The sequence below is a fragment of the Cellulomonas sp. A375-1 genome (genome assembly GCF_001040865.1).
Classification (GTDB): domain Bacteria; phylum Actinomycetota; class Actinomycetes; order Actinomycetales; family Cellulomonadaceae; genus Cellulomonas; species Cellulomonas gelida.
This window is the reverse complement of the sequence record NZ_LFKW01000024.1, coordinates 1-22,002: the sequence shown is the minus strand read 5'-3', so window position 1 is coordinate 22,002 and position 22,002 is coordinate 1. Positions and strand designations below refer to the sequence as shown.

22 protein-coding genes and 1 pseudogene are annotated in these 22,002 nt (G+C 74.0%); 9 read left to right on the top strand and 14 right to left on the bottom strand.

From position 1 onward, the window contains the following. Positions 1 to 48: 48 nt before the first annotated feature. The 10 genes from fliG to CWIS_RS02700 form a co-directional block, all read right to left on the bottom strand. Positions 49 to 1,053, bottom strand: coding sequence for a flagellar motor switch protein FliG (gene fliG, locus CWIS_RS02745; RefSeq protein ID WP_048341713.1), 1,005 nt, complete (start codon positions 1,051 to 1,053; stop codon positions 49 to 51). After that, entirely contained in the window at positions 1,053 to 2,654 is a 1,602-nt protein-coding gene (gene fliF, locus CWIS_RS02740) for a flagellar basal-body MS-ring/collar protein FliF (protein ID WP_048341709.1), read from the bottom strand. Before fliF ends, fliG begins: the two co-directional genes overlap by 1 nt. Continuing rightward, on the bottom strand, positions 2,654 to 2,977 hold the full coding sequence (locus CWIS_RS02735; protein ID WP_048341708.1) for a flagellar hook-basal body complex protein FliE: 324 nt from the start codon (positions 2,975 to 2,977) through the stop codon (positions 2,654 to 2,656). Before CWIS_RS02735 ends, fliF begins: the two co-directional genes overlap by 1 nt. Then, positions 2,977 to 3,375: a flagellar basal body rod protein FlgC gene (locus tag CWIS_RS02730; protein WP_048341707.1), complete on the bottom strand. Its 399-nt coding sequence runs from the start codon at positions 3,373 to 3,375 to the stop codon at positions 2,977 to 2,979. Before CWIS_RS02730 ends, CWIS_RS02735 begins: the two co-directional genes overlap by 1 nt. Then, complete coding sequence (locus CWIS_RS02725) at positions 3,375 to 3,722, bottom strand: flagellar basal body protein (protein WP_048341706.1); 348 nt, start codon at positions 3,720 to 3,722, stop codon at positions 3,375 to 3,377. Before CWIS_RS02725 ends, CWIS_RS02730 begins: the two co-directional genes overlap by 1 nt. 145 nt (positions 3,723 to 3,867) lie before the next feature. After that, complete coding sequence (locus CWIS_RS02720) at positions 3,868 to 4,227, bottom strand: hypothetical protein (protein WP_048341705.1); 360 nt, start codon at positions 4,225 to 4,227, stop codon at positions 3,868 to 3,870. A gap of 1 nt (position 4,228) precedes the next feature. Continuing rightward, positions 4,229 to 4,657, bottom strand: coding sequence for a flagellar export chaperone FliS (gene fliS, locus CWIS_RS02715; protein ID WP_048341704.1), 429 nt, complete (start codon positions 4,655 to 4,657; stop codon positions 4,229 to 4,231). A 13-nt stretch (positions 4,658 to 4,670) separates the two neighbouring features. Continuing rightward, positions 4,671 to 6,053, bottom strand: coding sequence for a flagellar filament capping protein FliD (gene fliD / locus CWIS_RS02710; protein WP_048341703.1), 1,383 nt, complete (start codon positions 6,051 to 6,053; stop codon positions 4,671 to 4,673). A gap of 149 nt (positions 6,054 to 6,202) precedes the next feature. Next, positions 6,203 to 7,324, bottom strand: a complete 1,122-nt coding sequence (locus CWIS_RS02705) for a flagellin (protein WP_048341702.1) — start codon at positions 7,322 to 7,324, stop codon at positions 6,203 to 6,205. Between the two features lie 120 nt (positions 7,325 to 7,444). After that, complete coding sequence (locus CWIS_RS02700) at positions 7,445 to 8,383, bottom strand: sigma-70 family RNA polymerase sigma factor (protein WP_141371300.1); 939 nt, start codon at positions 8,381 to 8,383, stop codon at positions 7,445 to 7,447. 342 nt (positions 8,384 to 8,725) lie between these two features. On the opposite strand from CWIS_RS02700, the gene flgN reads away from it, so the two are divergent. The 7 genes from flgN (at position 8,726) to CWIS_RS02665 (ending at position 14,079) form a co-directional block, all read left to right on the top strand. Next, positions 8,726 to 9,205 carry a flagellar export chaperone FlgN gene (flgN, locus tag CWIS_RS02695; RefSeq protein WP_048341700.1) on the top strand — a complete coding sequence of 160 codons (480 nt, stop codon included), beginning with the start codon at positions 8,726 to 8,728 and terminating at the stop codon, positions 9,203 to 9,205. Between the two features lie 48 nt (positions 9,206 to 9,253). Next, positions 9,254 to 10,687, top strand: coding sequence for a flagellar hook-associated protein FlgK (flgK, locus tag CWIS_RS02690; RefSeq protein ID WP_048341699.1), 1,434 nt, complete (start codon positions 9,254 to 9,256; stop codon positions 10,685 to 10,687). Positions 10,688 to 10,697: 10 nt separating this feature from the next. Beyond that, positions 10,698 to 11,576: a flagellar hook-associated protein FlgL gene (gene flgL / locus CWIS_RS02685; protein WP_048341698.1), complete on the top strand. Its 879-nt coding sequence runs from the start codon at positions 10,698 to 10,700 to the stop codon at positions 11,574 to 11,576. Further along, positions 11,573 to 11,956, top strand: coding sequence for a flagellar assembly protein FliW (locus tag CWIS_RS02680; protein ID WP_048341697.1), 384 nt, complete (start codon positions 11,573 to 11,575; stop codon positions 11,954 to 11,956). The genes flgL and CWIS_RS02680 overlap by 4 nt, the downstream gene beginning before the upstream one ends. A 115-nt stretch (positions 11,957 to 12,071) precedes the next feature. Further along, on the top strand, positions 12,072 to 13,259 hold the full coding sequence (locus CWIS_RS02675) for an EAL and HDOD domain-containing protein (protein ID WP_048341696.1): 1,188 nt from the start codon (positions 12,072 to 12,074) through the stop codon (positions 13,257 to 13,259). Between the two features lie 9 nt (positions 13,260 to 13,268). Next, on the top strand, positions 13,269 to 13,478 hold the full coding sequence (locus tag CWIS_RS02670; RefSeq protein WP_048341695.1) for a DUF2530 domain-containing protein: 210 nt from the start codon (positions 13,269 to 13,271) through the stop codon (positions 13,476 to 13,478). Positions 13,479 to 13,509: 31 nt separating this feature from the next. Beyond that, positions 13,510 to 14,079, top strand: coding sequence for a low molecular weight phosphatase family protein (locus CWIS_RS02665; protein ID WP_053071508.1), 570 nt, complete (start codon positions 13,510 to 13,512; stop codon positions 14,077 to 14,079). Here the strand turns inward: CWIS_RS02665 and CWIS_RS02660 are convergent. Genes CWIS_RS02660 through CWIS_RS02650 form a run of 3 tightly spaced genes read right to left on the bottom strand, consistent with a single transcriptional unit; the run spans position 14,048 to position 19,052 of the window. Then, entirely contained in the window at positions 14,048 to 17,473 is a 3,426-nt protein-coding gene (locus tag CWIS_RS02660) for a sacsin N-terminal ATP-binding-like domain-containing protein (protein ID WP_082156164.1), read from the bottom strand. The two genes, CWIS_RS02665 and CWIS_RS02660, sit on opposite strands and share 32 nt — an antisense overlap. Then, positions 17,470 to 18,666, bottom strand: coding sequence for a DUF3027 domain-containing protein (locus CWIS_RS02655; protein WP_082156163.1), 1,197 nt, complete (start codon positions 18,664 to 18,666; stop codon positions 17,470 to 17,472). Before CWIS_RS02655 ends, CWIS_RS02660 begins: the two co-directional genes overlap by 4 nt. Positions 18,667 to 18,668: 2 nt before the next feature. Continuing rightward, positions 18,669 to 19,052 (bottom strand): cold-shock protein, encoded by a 384-nt coding sequence (locus CWIS_RS02650; protein WP_048341693.1) that lies wholly within the window; start codon positions 19,050 to 19,052, stop codon positions 18,669 to 18,671. A 545-nt stretch (positions 19,053 to 19,597) separates the two neighbouring features. Between CWIS_RS02650 and CWIS_RS18240 the strand changes: the two genes are divergently transcribed. Next, a complete protein-coding gene (locus CWIS_RS18240; RefSeq protein ID WP_048341692.1) occupies positions 19,598 to 19,879 on the top strand; it encodes a hypothetical protein in 282 nt (93 codons plus the stop codon). Positions 19,880 to 20,041: 162 nt separating this feature from the next. Here the strand turns inward: CWIS_RS18240 and CWIS_RS02640 are convergent, their stop codons facing one another. After that, positions 20,042 to 21,247: a M20 family metallopeptidase gene (locus CWIS_RS02640; RefSeq protein ID WP_141371311.1), complete on the bottom strand. Its 1,206-nt coding sequence runs from the start codon at positions 21,245 to 21,247 to the stop codon at positions 20,042 to 20,044. 166 nt (positions 21,248 to 21,413) lie between these two features. On the opposite strand from CWIS_RS02640, the pseudogene CWIS_RS02635 reads away from it, so the two are divergent. Further along, positions 21,414 to 22,002, top strand: a pseudogene (locus CWIS_RS02635) (hypothetical protein); the annotation flags it as partial.

Sequence of the window (22,002 nt, the reverse complement as noted above, 5' to 3'; positions counted from 1 at the left end):
ACCTGCGCGTCGAGAGCGGTCGACGTCAGCGGCTGCAGCGTGAGGGCGTCAGGCAACGTACTCGTCCTCGCCGTCGCGGCGGATGACGATCTGCCCGCTCTCCTCGAGGCGGCGGATGGACTGCACGATCGTCGAGCGCGCCTCCTCCACCTGCGACAGGCGGACGGGGCCGAGCAGCTCGATCTCCTCGACGAGGTTCTCGCGCGCCCGTTCGGACAGGTTGCGCAGCACGGTGTCGCGGACCTCGTCGGACACGCCCTTGAGCGCGAGCGACAGGTCGGAGTTCTCCACCTGGCGCAGCACCATCTGCATCGCACGGTCCTCGAGCAGGACGACGTCGTTGAAGACGAACATCCGGCCGCGGACCTCCTCCGCGAGCTCCTCGTCACGCTCGGCGAGGCCCTCGAGGATCGCCTTCTCCGTGGTCGGGTCGGCGCGGTTGATGATCTCGACGAGCGGCTGCACGCCGCCGACGGCCGCGAGCTCGCGCGGCGTCAGCACGGCCGACGCCTTGCGCTGCAGCTGCTCCGCGACGACCTGCACGACGTCCGGCGACGCGCGCTCCATGAGCGCGATCCGGTGCGCGACCTCGCCCTGCAGCGTCGGCTCGAGCCCCGCGAGGATCGCCGACGCGTGGTCGGGCCTCAGGTGCGCGAGCACGAGCGCGATCGCCTGCGGGTGCTCGGCGGACAGCAGCGAGATGACCTGGCGCGCGTCGGCCTGCTGGAGGAACTCGAACGGCTGCCCCGCCAGGTGCACCTGCAGGCGTTCCATGACGGCCGCGGCCGCCTCGACGCCGAGCGAGGCCTCGAGGAGCTGCTGCGCCAGCGCCATGCCGCCGTTGAGCCCCGGACCGGCGACCGAGGCGTCGTAGAACTCCTCGAGCACCGCGTCCGCGAGGTCCTGGTCGACCCGGTCGAGCCGCAGGATCTGCGCGCTCAGCTCCTCGATCTCCGAGGCCTCCATGCTCGCCATGACGCGCGACGCGCGCTCACGACCGAGCTGGACGAGCACCATGGCGGCCTTCTGCGGGCCGCTCAGCTGCACGCTCATCAGCGCCGTCCGCTGGGCGTCGCGAGCCACGAGCGCAGGAGGTCCGCGACCTCTTCCGGCTGCTCGTCGGCCAACGCCGAGATCTCGGCGCGCTTGACGGCGATCGGGTCGGGGGTGGTCGGCAGCGGCGTGGGCGGCAGCACCGGCAGGTTGTCGATGTCGAGGCCCTCGAGCTCCGCGGCCGCGCCGCCGCCCGGGGTGTCGAGCATGGGCAGCATGCCGAGGTCGACGGCCTCGCGGCGCGCCCGGCGCGAACGACGGGCGAGCACGATGACCGCGACGATGAGCAGGACCACGACGAGCGCGGCGGTCCCGGCCTGCCGCAGCAGCGTGTTCTGCGCCTCGGCCTTGGCCGCGGCGTCGGCCTTCTCGATCGCGACCTGAGCGGCCTCGGCCGCGCTCGTGTCGAACGCAGCCGACTGCAGCGCGAGCGTGTCGCCCCGCTCGGTGTCGATGCCGGCCGCGGCGGCGATGGTCGCCTGCAGCTCGGTGAGGTCCAGGCGCGCGGCCGCGGCCGAGTCGACGACGACGGCCACGGACTGGCGCTCGACCGAGCCCGGCGCCGCGACGACCGTCTCGGTGGTCTTGTTGACCGCGTTGGTGAGGTCCTCGCTCGTCGAGCTGTACGTCCCACCCTCCTGGGTCGTCACCGGGTTGACGCCGTCCTCGCCCGGGCCGAGCACACCCGTGGGCGTGGTGCCGGTGCCGGTGTACTCCTCGGTCGTCGTCGACGACGCGAGCGGCGGCGTCTCCGGCGTCGAGCCGAACGTCTCCGTGGTCCGCTGGCTCTCGTCGAAGTTGAGCGTCGCGGTGACGGTCACGGCGGAGTTGCCCGCGCCGACGACGCGGTCGAGCAGGGCCTGGACCGAGGCGCGCACGCGCTCCTCGAAGTCGCTGGCCTCGCCGCCCGAGCGACCGGTGGTGCCCGAGCCGACCGCGGACAGGACCTGCCCGGACGCGTCGACGAGCGCGACGTCGTTCGGCACCATGTCGGGGATGCCGGCGGCCACGAGGTGGGTGATGGCCTCGACCTGGTCGTTCGTCAGCGACTTGCCGGCGCGCGTCCGGACGAAGACCGACGCGGTCGGCTCCCCGACCGTCGCCGTGAAGACGCTCTCCTCGGGCATCGCGAGCCGCACGGTGGCGCTGTCGACGCCGTCCATCGCGCCGATCGTGCGGGCGAGCTCGCCCTCGAGCGCGCGCTGGTAGGTCTTCTCCTGCTGGAACTCGCTCGACGTCATCGGCATGTCGTCGAGCAGCGAGTAACCGGCGCCGTCGGAGTTCTCCGGGATGCCCGCCGCGGCGAGCCGGATGCGCTGGGTGTAGATCTGCGACGCGGGCACGAGGACGGACGCGCCGCCGTCGGCGAGCTCGTACGGCACGCCCTGCGCGTCGAGCTCGTCGACGACCGCCGCGGCGTCCGCGCCGGACAGGCTCGTGAACAGCGGGCTCATGGCGGGCTTGCCGAGCCACGAGGTGAGCGCGACCGCGCCCAGGACCAGCACCGCGACGCCGATCACGGCGAGCGTGCGCTGCGCGAGCGAGAACTCCTTGACCGCACCCGTGAGCTTGCCCAGGGCGGCCTGCATCTGCGCGGGCATCAGGCCTGCATCCGCATGATCTCGTTGAACGCGTCCACGGCCTTGTTGCGCACGGCCGCGGTCAGCTCGAGCGCGAGCGACGACTCGGCCGCCGCGATCGTGTAGTCGTGGACGTTCTCGAGGTCACCCGTGACGGCCGCGACCGCGAGGCCGGCGGTCTTCGACTGCATCGCCTGCAGCGAGTCGACGGAGCTGAGCACGGAGCCGAACTGCGCTCCCGACGCGGCAGCTGCGGCGTCCAGCCCGCCCGCGGCGGTGGACGGGGCGACGGCCGTGACGGCCGTCGGCATGAACGCGCCGATCGGCGCGACGGGGGTGGGCATCAGGAGCGTCCGATCTGGAGTGCGGCGGTGTAGGTCTCCTTGGCGCGGTCGACCACGGCGGCGTTCGCCTGGTAGCCGCGCTGCGCCATCACGAGCTGAGCCATCTGGCTCGCCATGTCGATGTCGGGGTAGCGCACGTAGCCGTTCTCGTCGGCCAGCGGGTGCCCGGGCTCGAACACGATCCGGCCCTCCGCCGAGCCGAACGCCGCGCCGACCACCCGCGCGCCGCCCTCGGCGCCGGGGGTCTCCTGCGCCACGACGTACCGCGCGCGGAACGCGGCCTCGTCGGTCGAGGTCACGGTCGAGACGTTCGCGAGGTTGTCGGACACGGCGTCCAGCCACGTGCGGTGCACGGTCAGGCCGGACTGCGCGATGCCGATCGCGCCGAAGATGCTCATCAGGAGGTCCTCATCGCTGCGCGGACGGACGAGTACTGGCCGCCGACGGCCTGCGTCGCGAGCTGGTAGCGCAGGTTGGTCTCGACGTTCAGCGTGGTCTGCTCGTCGAGGTTGACGTTGTTGCCGTTGAGCTGGGTGGGGGCGAGCGAGCGGCGCACCGTGGCGTCGGCGACGCCCGAGCCGCGGCCCACCGCACGCGCGAGCGCGTCCTCGAACTCGACGACCTGGGCGTGGTAGCCCGGCGTCTGGATGTTCGCGACGTTGTCGGCGATGGCGCGCTGGCGCAGCGCGAGAGCGTCGAGCGCGGTGTTGACCGCGTTGTAGCTCACAGAGTCGAGAAGGCCCACAGGTTTCGCCTCATCCGCGAGGGCGGGGCGGCCATCCGTGGCCTGCTGGGTGAGCTGTCCGTGCTCACAGTGGCCCATCGGAGCCTCGAGGCGGTTCGTGAGCAGTTCGAGCGGTCGGGATCTGCTCTCACCCGTTCGGCCGAGGTCAGCCCTGCGCGTCGAGGTACACGGGGACGGCCTCGGGGCGCGCGCGCAGGGCTCGCGTCGTCGCCATCTGGCGGCGCGACGAGGCCGCGGCCTGGGCGATGAGCCCGGCCACCTCGATCTGGCGCTCGAGGACCGCCTGGGCGCGCGCGAGCAGCGGCGCGGGCAGGGGGCCGAGGTCGGCGGGCGGGTGCCACGACGAGAGCTCGGCGACCTCGGCGACGCCGGGCAGGTGCGCGACGCGCAGCAGCTCCTCGGCCGCGACGAGGTCGACCTCGAACGAGGCGAGCGCCTCCTCCCAGCGGTGCTGCCAGGTCGCCTCGTCGGCGGGTGGTGCCGGCCGGAGGCCGGGCGCGCTCATGTCAGCCGATCCCGAGCAGACCGGCGCCGGCGGGCGTCGCAGCCGCCGCGGGAGCCGTGCCGGCGACTGCGAGCTCGGCGGCCTCGTGCCACGTCGCGGTGAGGGACGCGATGAGCTCACGGCACGACGCGAGGGTCGCGACGTCGCTCGTGAGCGCGGCGTCGACGAGCGAGGAGTACAGGAAGGCGTAGACCGACATCAGGGCGGGACCGCCCTCCCACGCCGCGACGTCGAGGCTCGCCATGAGCTCGGCGACGATGTCCTGGGCGTGCTGCACCAGCGTGCGGCCCTCGAGCGTCTCGCCTCGTTCGAACGCAGCGCTCGCGCGGTCGACGTCGAGCAGCAGGCGGTCGAACAGCATGGTGACGAGCTTGGCGGGTGCGGCGGTCTCGACCGCAGCGGTGACGTAGCTCGCGCGTGCTGAGTACATGGCTTCTCCGGGGTCAGCTCGACTTGGACGACGTCAGCGCGTTGATCTGGCTGGTCAGGTAGCTCGACTGGGACTGCAGGTTCGCCATCGACGTCTCGAGCGCCGCGTACACGCGCTCGAGCGACGTGCGACGCATCGCGAGGCGGTCGTCCCAGTCGGTGATCCGCTCGCCGAGGTCCTTGACGAGCGCCTGCTGCGACTGGATCGACAGCGTCAGGCTGCCGGTGCTGGAGTCCGAGGCCGACTTCGCGGTGCCCGCGAGGCGCTCGGCGACCGTGCTGACGATCGACTGGACCCGCGAGGGGTCGGCCGCGAGCGCGGCGTCGAACTTCTCCTGGTCGAACGAGAACGTGCCGTCCTTGCCGATCACGATGCCGACGTCGGACGGCGAGACGCCGTTGACGGGCGCGGACGCCTGCGCCAGGAGGTTCTGCTGCAGGAAGCGGATCGTGGAGTCGCCCGAGAACAGTCCGCCCTTGACGACCGAGCCGCCGTCGGACGCGGTCGAGGTCGTCGACGCGGTGCGCGAGGTGATGTCGCCGAGGATCGCGCCGAGGTTGGAGACGAGCCCGGACGCCAGCGCCCGCAGCGCGGTCTTGTCGGACGCGACCGTGAGCGTCACGTCGGGCGCGTCGGCCGCGGTCACGGCGCTGACCGTCACGTCGATGCCCGACATGAGGCCCTCGAACGTGTTGCTCGCCGAGGTGAGCGTCTGCTGGGCGGACGTGCCCGCGAAGAGCGTGACGGAGGCGTCCGCGGCGGCGCGGATCTGCTCGAGCGCCACCGGTGCGGTGCCGTCGGTCGCGGAACGCGTCACGGTGAACGCGTTCGCGGCGCCCGTGTCCGTGCCGGTGAGCTGCACGCGGTAGGTGGTGCCGCCGGTCGGGTTGCCGTCGCCATCGAGCTCGGGGACCTTGATCGCGGTCGCACGCACGCCCGAGCCGGAGGAGTTGAAGGCCTCGACGACGTCGGCCACCGACGTGCTCTGGGCCGTGACGCTCGTCGTCTCGCCGTTGCGCGTGATCGTGAACGTGGGGGTCGCGGTGCCGTAGTCGGCCGCCGCGGGGAGCGTCAGCAGCGACGACTGCGAGGCCGCGACCGCGCCGACGCGCAGCGTGAGCGTGCCCGCCTGGGCGCCCTCCTTGGCGGCGGCGGTGACGCCGGACCCGCTCGCGGAGGCCGTGACCGCGTTCCAGGACTGGGCCTTCGACGCCTTGGCGGCGTGCTCGGCGAGCGAGGCGACCTTGGTGTTGAGCGACTGCAGCGCGGTGACGAGCGAGCTCGCGGTGGACTGCTTGTTCTTCAGCAGCGACTGCGGGCCGGCCTGCAGCGTGATCAGGCTGTCGATCAGGGCGGTCGTGTCGAGACCGCTGACGAGGCCGTCGATCGTCGGCATGGCTGCTCCTGCGCTGCTGGGGTCCTCCGCAGGACGGGGGTCCTGCGGAGAGCTCGTGTCGTACGGAGAACGAGTGTTCGGGTGCACGGCCGGCGATGGGGGTGCCGGCCGTGCACCCGAGCTGGGGTCCGGTCAGACGACCGGAGACGTCACTGCAGGAGCTGCAGGACGCTCTGCGGGAGCGACTTGGCCTGGGCCAGCATCGCGGTGCCCGCCTGCGACAGGATCTGCGAGCGCGTGAACGCGACCATCTCCTGCGCCATGTCGGTGTCGCGGATCCGGCTCTCCGACGCGGACAGGTTCTCCACCGCGACGTTGAGGTTGTTGATGGTGTGGTCGAAGCGGTTCTGGACCGCACCGAGCTGCGAACGCGTCTGCGACACCGTGTTGATCGCGGTGTCGATCTTGTCGATCGCGTCCTTGGCGCCACCACCGGCAACCGTGACCGAGGTCGCGGCCGCGTCGAAGACCGCACCGGCGGTCGTGACGGGGCCCGAGAGCTTGATCGTGCCGAACGAGTCCGCCTCGGCCGCGAAGTTCGTGCCCGCGAGCGCCGTCGAGAGCGCCGAGTTCATGAGCTTCTGGTTGGCCTCGGCGTCCGCCGCGGTGCCACCGGCAGCCCACCCGGTCAGGTCGACCGCGTAGGCGTTGCCGTTGATGACGACGTCGGTGGCCGTCGGCGCCGCGCCGAACAGGTCGACCGTGCCGCGGTACTGCGTCGCGTCACCCGTGACGTCGATCGCCGACAGGCCGAGGCCCGCGGTGCTCATCGACGCGGCGGTGAGGTCCACGGCGATCTTGTCGGCGGACGCCGTGTTGGCGCCGACCTGGAAGGAACCGTTGTAGGTGCCGTCCAGCAGCGTCTTGCCGTTGAACTTCGTGGTGTCCGCGATCCGGGTCAGCTCGGTCTTGAGCTGGTCGATCTCGTCCTGGATGTTGCCCTTGGCGGTGGTCGACAGACCACCGTCGTTGGCGGCCTGCACACCCAGGGTGCGCATGCGCTGGAGGATCGAGTGGGTCTCGGTCAGAGCGCCCTCAGCGGTCTGGACGACCGAGATGCCGTCCTGAGCGTTGCGGACGGCCTGCTTGGTGCCACCGATCTGAGCCCGCAGGCCCTCCGAGATCGCGAGGCCGGCAGCGTCGTCAGCGGCGCGGTTGATGCGCAGACCGCTCGAGAGCTTCTCGAGGGACTTGCTCAGGTCGTTCTGCGTGGTGGAGAGGTTGCGGTACGAGTTCATCGCCGCGATGTTGTTGTTGATCGAGAGACCCATCGTGATCTTCCTCCTTGAGTCGGGTCAGGTCAGCCCTTCCGTGGGCACACCTTCCCGATCGGCTCCCGAGGGGCCCGGGTGAGGATTTCTCGCGACGAGTTTCTGCGCCGGTCCTGCGGGTCAGGCAGAGCCGGCGAAGCGGGCCGCCTCCGAGGGCGACGACGCCGGGCTCGGCACGTAGGAGAGGCGCTCGGCAGCGGCGTACTGCGCGCTGCGCGAGGCGATCGAGGCGAAGTACGCCTGACGACGACGCTCGGCGACACCCTCGGGCCGATCGGGCGTCGAGACGAGGTCGGGGTCGAGGTGCGTGTTGAGCCCGTCGCGCAGGAGGCCCAGCGCCTCGGTGCGCAGCTGGCTGATGCGCGACTGGGTCACGCCGAGCTCGTCGGCCAGCTCCGCGACGGAGCGGTCCTCGAGGAAGATCCCGCGCACCACCGCCTGCAGGCGGTCGGGCAGCGTGTCGACCGCCGAGCGCAGCCAGCGCAGCCGCTCGTTCGCGAGCACGACCTGCTCGGGCGTGCGACCCGCGTCCGCGATCGTGTCGGCGATGCCGGGACCGTCGGTCGCGTCGATGGACAGGACGCGACGGGCGGCGTCGCTGCGCGCCTCGTCGACCGCCTCGACCCGGGTGCCCAGCGCGGACGCGAGCTCCTCGCGGGTCGGCGGCCGGCCGAACGCTGCGGTGAGCCGCTCGGTGGTGTCGGTGAGCTCACGGACCCGGGCCCGTGCGCCTCGACTGGCCCAGTCCATCGAGCGCAGCTCGTCGACGAGCGCGCCGCGGATCCGCAGCGACGCGTACCGCGCGAACGGCACGCCCGTGGTCGCGTCGTACGACCGCGCGGCGAGCACGAGCGCGAGGCTCCCGGCCGACGCGAGATCGTCGCGCGAGACGGTCGGCGGCACGCGCCGGAGCATCTCGGACACGGCGTATCCGACGAGCGGGAGGTTCGAGACGACGAGGGCGTCGACATCGTTCTGCTGGGTCACGAAATGCTGTTCGGCGCCCGCGGACCGGACCTTGAAGGTCCAGTCCTGCGACCCGTTTGTTAACGCTCCCATCGACGATGGAACAATTCGGAAAACGGGTCGCGCGCATACAGCCTCCGACCTGCGCAGTGTCCGATGTGTGGACTCACCTGGGTGGCAGCACCCACGACACGCCGGTGTGATGCACATCACAGCGAAGAGCCCTCACCTGCCGCCCAGGTGGACGACCGTCCAGGTCAGAAGCCTGTTGACCCGGGCAGCAATCGCGCGCCGCACGCCCGATCGCGACACTTCCCCACGAGACAATCGAAACGACCACCGCGAGACGTTCAGCACCAGCCCGTCCCTGCCGATGGGTGCGGGCGAGGACACACCGACCGGTTGCTGGGCGGCGCGGTCCACCAAGGAGGTGAGATGACCATCGACGCCCTGTCGGAGGTGTTGTGGCACGAGCGCTCGCTGCTCGAGCTGCTGCTGTTCAAGCTCGAGGAGGAGCAGCTGCTCCTGACGAGCGGACGCACGCGGTGGCTGCCGCACGCGACGCGTGAGGTCGAGGCCGTCCTGGACCAGATCCGCGACGCCGAGCTCGGCCGCTCGGTCGAGGCGTCGGCGGCGTGCGCCGCGCTGGGCCTGCCCGACGGCGCGAGCCTCGCGCAGCTGGCCGACGCCGCACCCGCGCCGTGGGACGACCTGCTGCGCCAGCACCGCGCCGCGTTCGCGACCCTCACCACCGAGATCTCCCAGCTCGCCGACGGCAACCGCGAGCTGCTCGCGATGTCGCACCGCGCGACGCAGGAGACCCTCGCCTCGATGCACGACGTGGCCACGTACGACGGCACCGGCCAGAGCACGAGCCGCCGGGCCGACGCGCTGCTCGTCGACCGCACCCTCTGACCCCCACTCACCGACCCGCCGACGACGGCGGACAGGAGGACACCGACCGTGAGCACCTTCTCCGGGCTCGGCACCGCGCTGAGCTCGCTGATCGCGCAGCGGCAGGCGCTTGACGTCGCCGGCCAGAACGTCGCGAACGCCAACACCGTGGGCTACACGCGCCAGCGCGCGACGTTCTCGTCGGTGTCGGGGGTGCAGGTGCCGTCCCTGTTCTCCACCAACAACGGCGCGGGCCAGGGCACGCGCATCTCCAGCGTCGACCGCCTCGCCGACGTGTTCCTCGACGCCAAGCTGCGGGTCGCGACGTCGTCGTCGTCGTACCTGACGGCGCGCGCCGAGGCGTACTCGACGCTCGAGAGCTCGCTCGGCGAGCCCAGCGAGACCGGGCTGTCGACCCAGCTCTCCGACATGTGGGCGGCCTGGCAGGAGGTCGGCAACTACCCCGACAAGTCCTCGAGCCGCGCGGTGCTGCTCGAGTCCTCGCGCGCGGTCGCGCAGCGCATCGGGACGCTCTACTCCGACGTGCGGACGCAGTGGGTGCAGGCCCGGCAGACCACGGTCGCGCTCGTCGACCAGGTGAACGGCGCCGCGGCGAGCATCGCGGACCTCAACGGCCGGATCGCCGCGATCACGGCCTCGGGTGCCACCGCGCACGAGCTCGCCGACGAGCGGGACCTGCTGGTCAACCAGCTCTCGTCGCTGGTCGGCGCGGTCGCCGACGTGCGCCCCGACGGCAGCCTCGACGTCATGGTCGGCGGCAACGCGCTGGTCCGTGGCACGCGGGTCAGCACCCTGAGCATCGCCGGCGCCACGGCGTTCGACCAGGTCACCGCGACCCCGGGGCAGTCGGTCTCGGTCGTGTGGAGCGAGCGTCCGACGCAGGCCGTCGCCCTGACCGGCGGCCGGGTCGCCGGTCAGCTCTCCGTGCTCGCACCGGCCGACGGCACGGGTGCGGGCGGCCCGCTCGCCGAGACCGCGGCGCGGCTCGACGCGGTCGCGACCTCGATCGCGACCCAGGTCAACGGCCTGCACTCGACCGCGGTGCGCGCGGACGGCACCCCCGGCGGCAGCTTCTTCACGTTCACCCCCGGGCTGCCCGCAGCCCTCGGCCTCAGCGTCGCGCTCGACGACCCCACCCACATCGCAGTCGCCGCGGCCGGCGCGGGAGCGCTCGACGGCTCGATCGCGGACGTGATCGGCTCGCTCGGCACGTCCGCCACCGGGCCGGACAGCGAGTGGAGCACCGTCGTCGTGGACCTCGGCGTGCGTGCGGCCGGCGCGGGCTCGCGCGCGAAGGTCGCCGAGGCGGCGCGCTCGACCGCCGTGCAGCAGCAGCTCGCGCAGGCCAGTGTGGACACCGACGAGGAGTCGGTGAACATGCTCGCGTTCCAGCGCGCGTACGAGGGTGCGGCTCGCGTCCTGACCGCGATCGACGAGATGCTCGACACACTGATCAACCGCACCGGCGTCGTCGGACGATGAGGAGCCAGCCATGATCTCGCGCGTCACCCACCAGACGGTGCAGCGCTCGACGCTCGCCAACCTGCAGCTCAACCTCGGCAAGATGGCCGACCTGCAGAACCAGATGTCGAGCGGCAAGAAGGTCAACGTCCCGTCCGACGACCCCGCCGCGGCCTCCGACATGCTCCGGTTGCGCTCGGAGCAGCGGGTCAGCTCCCAGTACGCGCGCAACGCGGGCGACGCGGGCTCGTGGCTGCAGACGGTCGACACCGCGATCACGTCGTCGACGGCCGCGCTGCGCAAGGTGCGCGACCTGACCATCCAGGGTGGCAACGGCGCGCTCGGCCCGTCCTCGCTCAACGCGCTCGCCGACGAGATCGAGTCGCTGCGCGACACGATGCTCTCGAACGCCAACACCACGTACGTCGGCCGGTCCGTGTTCGCCGGCACGTCGGACACCGGCGTCGCCTTCGACGCCTCCTACGCGTGGACCGGCACGGGCGCCTCGGTCGAGCGGCGCGTCAGCAGCACGACGACCGTGCGCGTCGACGGCGACGGCCAGGCCGTGTACGGCTCGGGCAACGCCTCGGTGTTCGCGCTCGTCGACCGGATCGTGACGACGCTGCGCGCCGGTCAGGACCCGACCGGCGAGATCGGCGCGATCGACACGCGCCTCGACGCGATGCTCTCCGAGCTCGCGAGCGTCGGCGCCCGGCACAAGAACGTGCTCACGACGCAGCAGACGCTCGCGGCGCAGGAGGTCGAGACGAAGTCGCGTCTGGCGGACATCGAGGACGTCGACCTCGCCACGATCATCCTCGACCTGCAGTCCCAGGAGGTCGCCTACAAGGGCGCCCTCGGGGCCGCGGCCAAGGTGCTCCAGCCCACGCTGCTGGACTTCCTGCGATGAGCGCGCCCGCGACGGTGCAGGTCGGCGGCGCCACGCTGCCGACCACGCTCCGGGTCGCCGACGAGCTGCCCGGCCTGCCCGGACGCTCGTCGTACGTGCTCGAGCCCGTGGCCGACGCGGCGGGCCTGTTCACGCTCCGCTCGCTCGACGGCCCGCCCACGCGCCTGTACGTCGTCGACCCCGACGCGTACCTGCCCGGCTACGAGCCGGAGCTGCCCGGGTCCGGCGAGCGGCGAGCGCTGGTCGTCGTGCACCCGCCCACCGACGACGAGCCCGCGACCGCGAACCTGCTCGCGCCGATCGTCGTGGACGTCGCGACCGGGGCCGCCGCGCAGCTCGTCCTCGACGGCGACTGGCCGCTGCGCGCACCGCTGGGCTGAGCACGGCCGCTCTCCCCGCACCGGCCACGAGGCCGGTTCCGACGAAACCCTCAGTCCCGCACGACGCGCGCCGATGGTCTGGTCAGAACCACACCCTGCAGCCTCAGGAGCCTCGATGCCCGCCGTCGTCCAGCGCCAGGCCCTCCTCCATCCGGACGGGTCCCTGTTCGGTTACGCCGTGCACGCCCGCGTCGACGACTCGGGTCCCCTCGTGACGCTCGCCGCCGAGGATCGCATGGTCAGCGACGCCTACGACCGCGTCGACCTCGGCCAGGTCGTCGGTGACAACGCCGTCGTGCTGCGGGCCACCGGGCCCATGCTCCGCGGAGAGGTCACCATCCCCACCGCGCCGCGCAGCCTCGTCGTCGAGGTGCCTGCCCCGTGGGTGCACGAGGAGTACGCCGAGCAGGCGCTCGTCGCGATGCGCGAGCTGGGCTTCGGTGTCGCGCTCGGGTCCTTCACCGGGACCCTCGCCGAGCGCGCCCTGCTGCCGCTCGTGGACATGGCGAAGGTCGACCTGCGCCGCCTGACCGAGAACCTGCAGGCGCGCGTCGCCCAGCTCAAGGAGGCGGGCGTGTGGGTCATCGGCGTGCACGCCGACACCCCCGAGCTCGCCCGGCTCGCGCGCGAGCTCGAGCTGGAGCTCGTCCAGGCGCCCCTCGTGCGCCGTCAGGCACCCGGCACGGGCCGCACGGTGTCCGCGGGCGAGGCCCAGCACCTGCAGCTCGTGCGTGTCCTCTCGCAGGAGATGCCGGACCACCAGGAGATCGTGCGCGCCGTCGGCGTCGACCCCGAGCTCACCATGCGCGTGCTGCGGACGGTGAACGCCTCGGCGACCGGTCTGCGGCACCACGTCGACTCCGTCTCGCACGCGGTGAGCCTGCTCGGCCCGCACCGGCTCGCCGCGCTGGTCTCGTCGGTGGTCCTCGGCAGCGACCCGGCGTCCGTGGACGTGCTCTGGACCGTCATCACGCGCGGGCTCGCCGTGTGGCGGCTCAGCGGCAACGAGGTCGGCTACACCGTCGGGCTGCTGTCCGCGGTGAGCGCGGCGCTCAAGATCTCCGTCGAGTCCGTCGTCGACCGGTCGGGGGTCTCGCCCGACGTCGCGGCGGCGCTGCAGGGTGAGGGCGGACCGTACGGCCCGGCGCTGCAGGCGGCGCTCGCGCACGAGGCGGACGACGACGACGCGATCCTGGCCGCCGGCTTCGACCCGGCACACGTCGCGCGCGTCTACCTCGAGGCGATGCCCGAGGCCCTCGCCTCGGCCTCGCACATGGCGGCCCCGCTCGCCCACCGGCCGTAGGCTGCGGGGGTGCCCGCCGAGCCCCGCCCCCTCGCTCCCCCGGTCCAGGTGGACCTCGCCCGCGTGACCGTCGTCGGCAGCGCGCTGTGGGCGCTCGCCCTCGTCGTGTGCCTCGTGCTGGCCGGCACGGGCACGACCGGCTGGCTGCCCGTCGCGGTGTGCGCCACGGGCCTCGCGCTCGGCGGCCTCGGTTACCTCTGGGCCGTCCGGCACCGCTGACCACCGCACCGCAACGGGCATGATGTCCGCCATGGCGACGCGCGTGCTGGTGGTCTGCACCGGGAACATCTGCCGGTCCCCCGCGGTCGAGCGGCTCCTGGCGACCGGGCTCGCGGGCACGGACGTCGAGGTGTCGTCCGCGGGCACCTGGGCCATGCGCGGCCACCCGATGTCCCCACCGATGGCCGAGCTGGTCGAGGCCGCAGGGGCGCGCGCGGACGGGTTCGTGGCCCGCCAGCTCACCTCCGCCCTGGTGCGCGAGGCATCGCTCGTCCTGGCGCTGACCCGCGAGCACCGCACCGCGGTCGTCGAGCTCGAGCCCGCCGCCGTGCGCCGCACCTTCACGCTGCGCGAGCTCGCGCGGCTCTCGAGTGCCGTCGACCTGCAGCGCCTGCCCGCGGGCACGGCCGGTGAGCGGCTCGTCGCGCTGCTGCCCCTGGCCGCGGCGCAGCGCGCAGCGCTCGGTCCCGGCGACGACGACGTCGTCGACCCGTACGGCGGACCTGCGTCGCTCTACCGCCGCTCGTTCGACGAGCTCGACGGCCCGACCCGGCAGCTCGTCGACGTGCTCACGCGCCGGCCGACGACGTCGGTCGGCTGACCTCGGTCGCGGGCTGGGCCGCGGGCTCTGCCGCGTCACCCGTCCCGGGCGGCTGCTCGAACGCCGCGTCGAGCGCGAGCTCTCCCGCACGCTCGGGGTCGGCGAGCGCGAGCTCGAGCAGGTGACGCAACCCCCACCGCCCGCTCCACTGCGCGAGTGCCGCCGCGAGGCCCGCGAGCGTCGTCGCGTGCAGGCGCGGCTCACCCGCGACCTCGTCGACCCACCACTCGACCTGCACGTGGTCCACGCGCAGGTCCTCGTGCTCGCACCAGAGCCTCGGCGCCCCCGGCAGCACGTCGTGCACCTGCGGCGGCACGGGCGCGTCGACACCGTCCTCGCGCGTCACCACCCCCGGGGCCAGCTCGGAGACGCGCGGCAGGTCGAGCTCGCGCGACAGGCGCAACGCCTCGTCGTGGCCGTGCGCGGGGACCAGCGCTGCGACGTCCGTACGCTGCCACCACATCGGGCACGGCGCGACCGCGGCGTCGTGCGCGGGCACCACGATCACCCGGCCCGGTCCGACGAGCGCCGGCACCCGCTCGGGCGCCTGCGACGGCGCCGCGTGGCGCCACACCGCGGTCGCCGCGCGGACGTCCAGCACGGTCGACGTCGGCCAGGAGTCCAGCAGGTCGGTCCAGGCGTGCGGCGTCAGGTCGTGCGGCTCGGCGACGCCGCCCAGCGCCCGCAGCACCTGGACGTCGAGGTGGGCGACGTCGCGCGGCGCGGCGGGCAGCAGCGCGCGCAGCGGTCCGTCGTCGGCGACGGCGAACGGTGCGCCGAGCCCCAGCGGCGAGCGCTCGCGCAACCACCACGCCGTGTACGACTCCGCGACCGCACCCCGGTCGCTGCGGACCTCCTCGAGCAGCGCCCTGCGCAGCGCGGGCTCGCCCGCGACGAGCTCGAGGACCTGCGGCCACGCCTCGTTCGCCACGGCGTCCAGGTCGGCGACCGCGGTCAGGTCCCCCAGGTACGCGCCGGCGCCGAGCTCGTCGGCCAGGTGCTCGACGTACTCGGTCCAGCCGTCGAGCGCCTGCGCGGTCAACGCCCCGGGCGCGTCCTCGTCCTGCTCCTCCTCGGTGACCACGTCCGGCACCGTGACGGTGACGAGCACCTCGCGGACGCCGGCCGCGACGAGCGTCGCCGCGCCCCAGCGGTCCACCTCCTCGGCGGACACCGCGGTGAGCACCCGCTCGTCGAGCAGGCGGTGCGCGGGTGAGCCGGGCAGCACCAGACCGTCCGCGGGTGCCCGCTCCCCGGTCGCCGCGCCCACGGGCAGCAGCGCCAACCACTCGCGGACGTCGCCGGGCAGCGCCTGCGCGGCGTCCGTCGTCGCCGACCAGCGGGCCGGGTCGCGCGGCGGCAGGTGCGCGGCGACGAGCGTGAGGACGGTCGTCGTGAGGTCCGGCTCGTCGGGCTCGTCGTCCTCGTCCCACGCCAGCACGGCCTCGCGCACCGGCGCGAGACGCAGCAGCCCGACCGCGTCCGGGGCCCGCGCGCCGAGCCGCTCGAGCAGGGGGTGCGCCGCGACGGGGTCGACCACGCGCACGCCCCAGCGTGCCAGCGTCCCGACGACGGGCCGGACGAGCCCCGCGAGCGCGTCGTCGAGCACCACCGTGCCGCGTGCGCCCCGGACCACGCGACCGTCCGCGAGCGGGACCGGGAGGTTGGCGAGCGACTCGAGGCCCGCGGGGTCTGCCGCCGCGAGCGACTCGAGCGCGCCGTAGAGCGCGGGCCATCCCTCGTCGTCGGCCGGGGCCGCGAGCTCCTCCACGAGCTCGGCGAGCGGTCGTACGTCGACCCCGAGCAGCCGCGCGTGCGCGTCCCGTCCGGGCGGCACGACGACGAGCGCCCCCACCTGCCGCCCGAGCACCGCCAACGCCTCGGCACCGCCGCCACCGGCCACCGCCACGGCCCGCCGCGGCACCACGAACCCATCCGGCACCGCCCCGCCGGACACCAACCCGTCCCCCACCGACCCAGCGGACACTCCGGCCACACCGGCCGCAGACCGGAGCAACCCCTGGCTCGCCCCGTCCTCCCCCACCGACCCAGCGGACACTCCGGCCACACCGGCCGCAGGCCGGAGCAACCCCTGGCTCGCCCCGTCCTCCCCCACCGACCCAGCGGATACTCCGGCCACACCGGCCGCAGACCTGAGCACGGGCTGGGTCGCGGGCGGGGTGGTGGCTGGGGTGAGGATCGGGGCCGCGGCCAGGCGGTCGACGAGCAGGGGGCGGAGCGCGGCGTCGAGCGTGCCCGTCGGCAGCGTCGTGGGCACGAGCGTCAGCGGGTCGTGGCCCGCGCTCGCGAGCTGCTCGGCGAGGGTCGCGTAGGCGTCGGCCGCGTGCCGCAGCAGCGCGTCGGTCAGCCGTCCCGCAGCGACGCGGCGTCGCGTAGGGTCCAGCGGGAGCGTCGCGACGAGCAGCGCGGGCAGGTCGAGGGGCTCGTCGGTGGGGGTCGGGGCGTGGACGACGCGAGCGCTCGCCGCCACCCCCTGCGCCTCGTCGGAGAACGGGTCCGGCGCCCGGCCGTCGGGCTCGACCATGCGTCGCGGCAGGGCCCAGGTGACGCGCCAACGTGTCGCCTCGCGCTCCTCGACCGGGCGGTCGGTCAGCAGGTCACGCGGCACGTCACCCGCGGACGTCGCGACGAACCAGCGCGAGGCCACGTCCGCGACGCGGCGCGGCCCGCCGTCGGACGTCTCGTCCTCCACGACGACCTCGGTCAGCCCGGGCAGCGCGAGCAGGAGCGCGTCGTCGACCGCGTGCAGCAGGCTGCGCACCTCGTCGGCGGCGACCTCGTCGCGCAGCACCAGCACGACCGCGGTGTCGAAACCCTCTGGCGGACGACCCTCGGCGGCGAACGGCAGCCGCAGCGCGGGCAACGAGCCGTCGCGCCGCACGACCTCCTGCGCGAGCGCCGGGACACGCTCCGCCACGTCCGCGAGCTCCTGCGCCGTGTCGGCCAGCGAGAACCGGACCGCGCCGGTCGCGGAGACCACGCTGATCTCGTCGGACACCGCGCGCACCGCCGCGAACCCGACGCCGTACCGGCCGACCACGCCCGGGCCACCGTGGTCGCGCTTCGCCGAGGCGCGCATCGAGGACAGCGCCGCGACGCCCGCGTCGTCGAGCGGAGCGCCCGTGTTCGCGGCGACGAGCGTCGTGCCCTCGTCGGTGCGGGCCAGCCGCAGCAGGAGCCGGCCGGGCACGCCGGCCCGCACGGCCGCGTCGGCGGCGTTCTGCGCGAGCTCGACGACCACGCGGTCGCGGTAGTAGCCGCGCGCGTGGTCCTCCTCGACGTTCGCGTCCTCACGCAGCCGCGCGGGAGACGACCGCCAGGCGGTCAGGGCCGCCGCGCGAAGGGCGGCGGTGCCGAACTGGTCCTGCGTCACTGCTCCGCGTCGGGCGAGCCGGACTCGTCGCCGGGCTCGGCGTCGGCACCACTGGCATCGCTCACGTCGTCGAGCCCGACCGCGACGCCCTGGTCGACCACGACCTCGTCGACCACCGCGTCGTCGGCCACACCCTCGCCGACGGCCGTCTCGTCGACCACGCTCTCCTCGACCACGCTCTCGTCGACCACGACCTCGTCGAGCGGGGCCTCATCGGCCGCGGGCTCGACGACCGCAGGCTCGTCGGTCGGGGACCCGGCGAGCGCGAGCTCGCTGAAGCCGGACTCGACCACGGCGGCCTCGTCGGGGGTGGGCTCGACCACGGCGGCCTCGTCGGGGGTGGGCTCGACCACGGCGACCTCGTCGACCACCGCGACCTCGTCGGACGCAGCCTCGTCGGAGGTGGGCTCCACCGCAGCGGGCTCGTCGGCCGCAGGAGCCAGGTCGACCAGCTCGACGCGGAGCTCGTCGATGAGCGGGTCGGGCTTGGGCCAGTCGCTCGGGGCGGGGTCGACGTCCGTCTCGGAGTGCGCGCCGCAGCCGTGGTCGAGGGAGACGACGCGACCGTCGTCGGGCGACCACTCGTTCGCGCACACGCCGAAGACGGTGCCGAGTGCACCCTGCAGCGGCACCAGGAACCCGCACGACCAGCAGGCACCCGCGGAGGCCAGCGCGCCGGGGCTCGTCGGGCCGCGCGACCCCCGGTACCAGCGCTCGGCGGCCTCGTCACGTCCCTGGGGCGCGAGCACGCGCACGCGGGCGAGGGCGAGCTCGTCGATCGCGACCTCGTCGAGCTCGGGGTCGCCCGTGCGCGTCCAGCCCGGCTCGAGGCGCGGGTCGTCCGCGCGGAACGGGAGCACGTCGCCCGGGCCGATGTCGCCGGGGCGCAGCCGCTCCGACCACGGCACCCACGCCTGGCCGAGGATCGCGTCGGGGCCGGGCAGGAGCTCGGCCTCGCAGACCGTCGCGGTGCGGCCGCGCGGCACGCGCGCGACCGTGACGGTCCACTCCCAGCCGCGGTAGCCGCGGGACAGGCACGCGAACCGGTGGGAGACCAGGCGCTCACCCTCGACGACGACGCCGAGGTGCTCACCCACGTCGGACGGGTCGACCGCGATCTCGATCGCGACCTCACGGGCGAGGTCGACGGCCGAGCCCAGCACGGCGTCCTTGATGCGGGTGGCAGTGGCCATGATCAGCCCTCGAGCTCGTCGGCGACGGCGCGCAGCGCGGCCGCGTAGGCCTTGCCTCGCGCGGCGTCGGGGTAGCGGCCGCGGCGCAGGTCGCCGCCGACCCGGTCCAGGACCTTGATGAGGTCCTCGACGAGCACGACCATCTCGTCGGGCTTGCGGCGCTGCGCCTTGGCGACCGACGGGATCGGGTCGAGCAGCTTGACGGACAGCGCCTGCGGTCCGCGCTTGCCGTCGGCCACGCCGAAGTCCACCTTGGCGCCGGGCTTGGGAGCCGTGACGCCCGCGGGCAGCGCCGAGGCGTGCAGGAACACCTCGCCGCCGTCGTCGGCGGCGATGAACCCGAACCCGCGCTCGGTGTCGAACCACTTGACCTTGCCGGTAGGCACGGCGGACCCCTGTCGTGAGAAGAGCTACGTCGGAGCAAGGCTACCGGGCCGGGCACGTCCCTTCGCGCGAACAGCGGCGCACGCCGCTCGTGGTCCGCTGACGGCGAGCCGCCATGAGGACAGGTACACGGACGCGCCGGGAGCGCCGGCGTCGTTCACGGGCGCCTTCCGCCCGAGCGACTGGGACGCGGCGAGCGACCCGGCCCAGAGGGACACGGCTGTCCACAGGTCCGTCTTGTGACGGTTGACGCACAACACCCGATACGGCCAAGGTTCCTCGCCAGGGCAGGGAGTCGCGGGAACACCACCGGCGGCGGCCGTCCCGGCTGCGGGGACGCACCCATCGCGCCCCCGCAGCGGACCGGCTGCGCTGCGGCAACAGCGACCGGTTCAGCCGCGGTGAGCGCACCCTCGCACCCCGGTCCGACGAGCCCGGGGACGGTCGGACCGAACGGGATCGGCCCCGCGGTGCTCGAGGCGGACGTACCGGGCGTACGAGCAAGGGCCAGCGCCTCGGCCCTCCGTACCGCACGAGTTGAGGAGCAGTGAGCCAGCTGAACCGAGAACAGGACACGCAGGAAGCGCCAGAGGACACCGAGGGGTACTCGCGTGCCCTCGCGGGCGCGGGGTGGGTGCTGCTCGGGGTGGCCGCGGCCGTCGCGGTACCCCTCGGACGGACGAACGGCGTGAGCCAGGCGGTGCGAGTCGTCGCGCTCCTGGCGCTGGTGAGCGGTCTCGTCGCAGCGCTGCGCGAGCGCTCAGCCCGTTGGGGCGCGGTGGCGCTGCTCGGGGCAGCCGCGGCCGTCGTGGTGATGGTGACGAGGTGAACGCCGGGATGGTCGTCGATCGTGACGGGAGAGCCCGCGTCGACACCGGCGGCGGCCGTCGTCACGTCGGCGCTGATCTGGCTGGCCGTGCCGGCGGTCGTCGGCACCTACCGTCACCTGACGCGTGAGGTGCGATGACGAGCGGGGAGCATGCCGTCCCGGTCAGCCCTCGGCGAGGCGGTCCAGCGCGAGCGCGGCCAGGAGCGAGGCGCTCGTGGCGAGCGCGGAGTCGTCGAACCGGGCGTACGGCGAGTGGTTGTACGGGGCGGTCGCGGGGTCCGCGCCGGGCGTCAGCGCGCTGACGAACGCGAACGCGCCGGGCACCTCCTGCAGCACGTAGGAGAAGTCCTCGCCGCCCGCGAGCGGTTGCGGCATCTCGAACCACGCGTCGTCGCCGAGCAGCTCGCGCGTGAGCCGTGCGGTGCGCTCGAGCTCGGCCGGGTCGTTACGGGTGACCGGGTAGCCGCGCTGGTAGTCGACGTCGGCGGTCAGTCCGTGCGCCGCGGCGACGTGCTCGCACACCTCGCGCAGCCGCTCGGGCGCGGCGAGCCAGGTCGCCTCCGAGAACGTGCGGACGGTGATCTCGAGCGTCGCGGTGGCCGGGATGATGTTGTTCGCGGTGCCCGCGTGGATGGACCCGACCGTCACGACGATCGGGTCGAACACGTCGAACCGCCGCGTGACCATCGCCTGCAGCGCGAGCACGATCTCCGCGGCGACCGGCACCGGGTCGAGCGCGCGGTGCGGTGCGGAACCGTGCCCGCCGGCACCTCGCACCGTGACGGTGACGGAGTCGGGCGCGGCCATGAGCGTCCCCGGTCGACCGCCGACGACCCCGCCGGGCAGCAGGCCCGACGACACGTGCACGCCGTAGGCGCCGACCACACGCTCACCGGCGGCGTCGAGCACGCCCTCGCGGATCATGATCTCCGCGCCACCGTCGCCCTCCTCGCCGGGCTGGAACATGAACACGACCGCGCCGGCGATCTCCTCGCGCCGCGCGGCGAGCAGGCGGGCTGCGCCGACGAGCCCGGCGACGTGCATGTCGTGGCCGCACGCGTGCATCAGGCCGGGGTGCTCGGACGTGAACGGCTCGCCGGTCTCCTCGGTCACGGGCAGCGCGTCCATGTCGCCGCGCAGCAGCACCGCGGGGCCGGGCCGGGCGCCGCGCAGCACCGCGACCACCGAGCTCAGCTCTGCGCCGACCGTGACCTCCAGGCCCAGGCCGGACAGCGCCTCGAGCACGAGGGCCTGCGTCTTGGGCAGGTCGAGCGCGAGCTCGGGCACCTTGTGCAGCTCGTGCCGCAGCGCCGCCAGCTCCGGCAGCAGCGCCCGCGCCTCGTCGTACAGCCCCGTCAGCTCGCCCACGTCACCCTCCACGTCCGACACGTCCTGCCCTGACGCTATCGGCCGCGGGCGTCGTCGTCCGCGCGCCGCTCCCGCGGCCGGCGCCGCCGGCTGACGAGCCCGCGCGTCGGGTCCACGTCCCGCGCCCGGGGCCCCCGCCCCCGCGAGGCCACGTATCGTGGAGCGGATGTCCACGTTCACCGGGTTCTTGCGGTCGTCGTCCGACGAGCGCCTCGGTGCGCTGCTCGCACGCCGCCCGGACCTGGCCTCGCCGTCGCCGGGGAACCTCACGTCGCTCGCGGTGCGCGCCACGGGTCGCGCGAGCCTGGAGCGCGCGCTCGCGTCCGTGGACGCCGTCGTCCTGCAGGTGCTCGAGGCCGCGGTCGTGCTCGACGGTGCGACGAGCGCCGCGCTGCAGGACGCGATCGCGGGCCGGCGCGACGCCGAGGTCGCACGCGCGGTCGACGACGCCCTGACGCTCGCGCTGCTGTACGCCGACCAGGGCCCGGACGACGAGCGGACCGAGAGCCTGAGCGCCGACGCGGTGCTGCGCGTGGCCCCCGGCCTGGCGGACCTGCTCGACGCGCACCCTGCGGGCCTCGCGGTCGAGGTCAGCGGCCCCGCCGCGCGCAGCGGCCCGGCGGGCACCCCGACGAGCCCGACCACCAGCCTCACGAGCGCGCTCCCGGACGACGACGAACCGCTCGGCGCACCCGCGCGCGCGGTGCTCGACGCGCTCGCCTGGGGTCCGCCGGTCGGTCTGGCCCCCGCGCCGG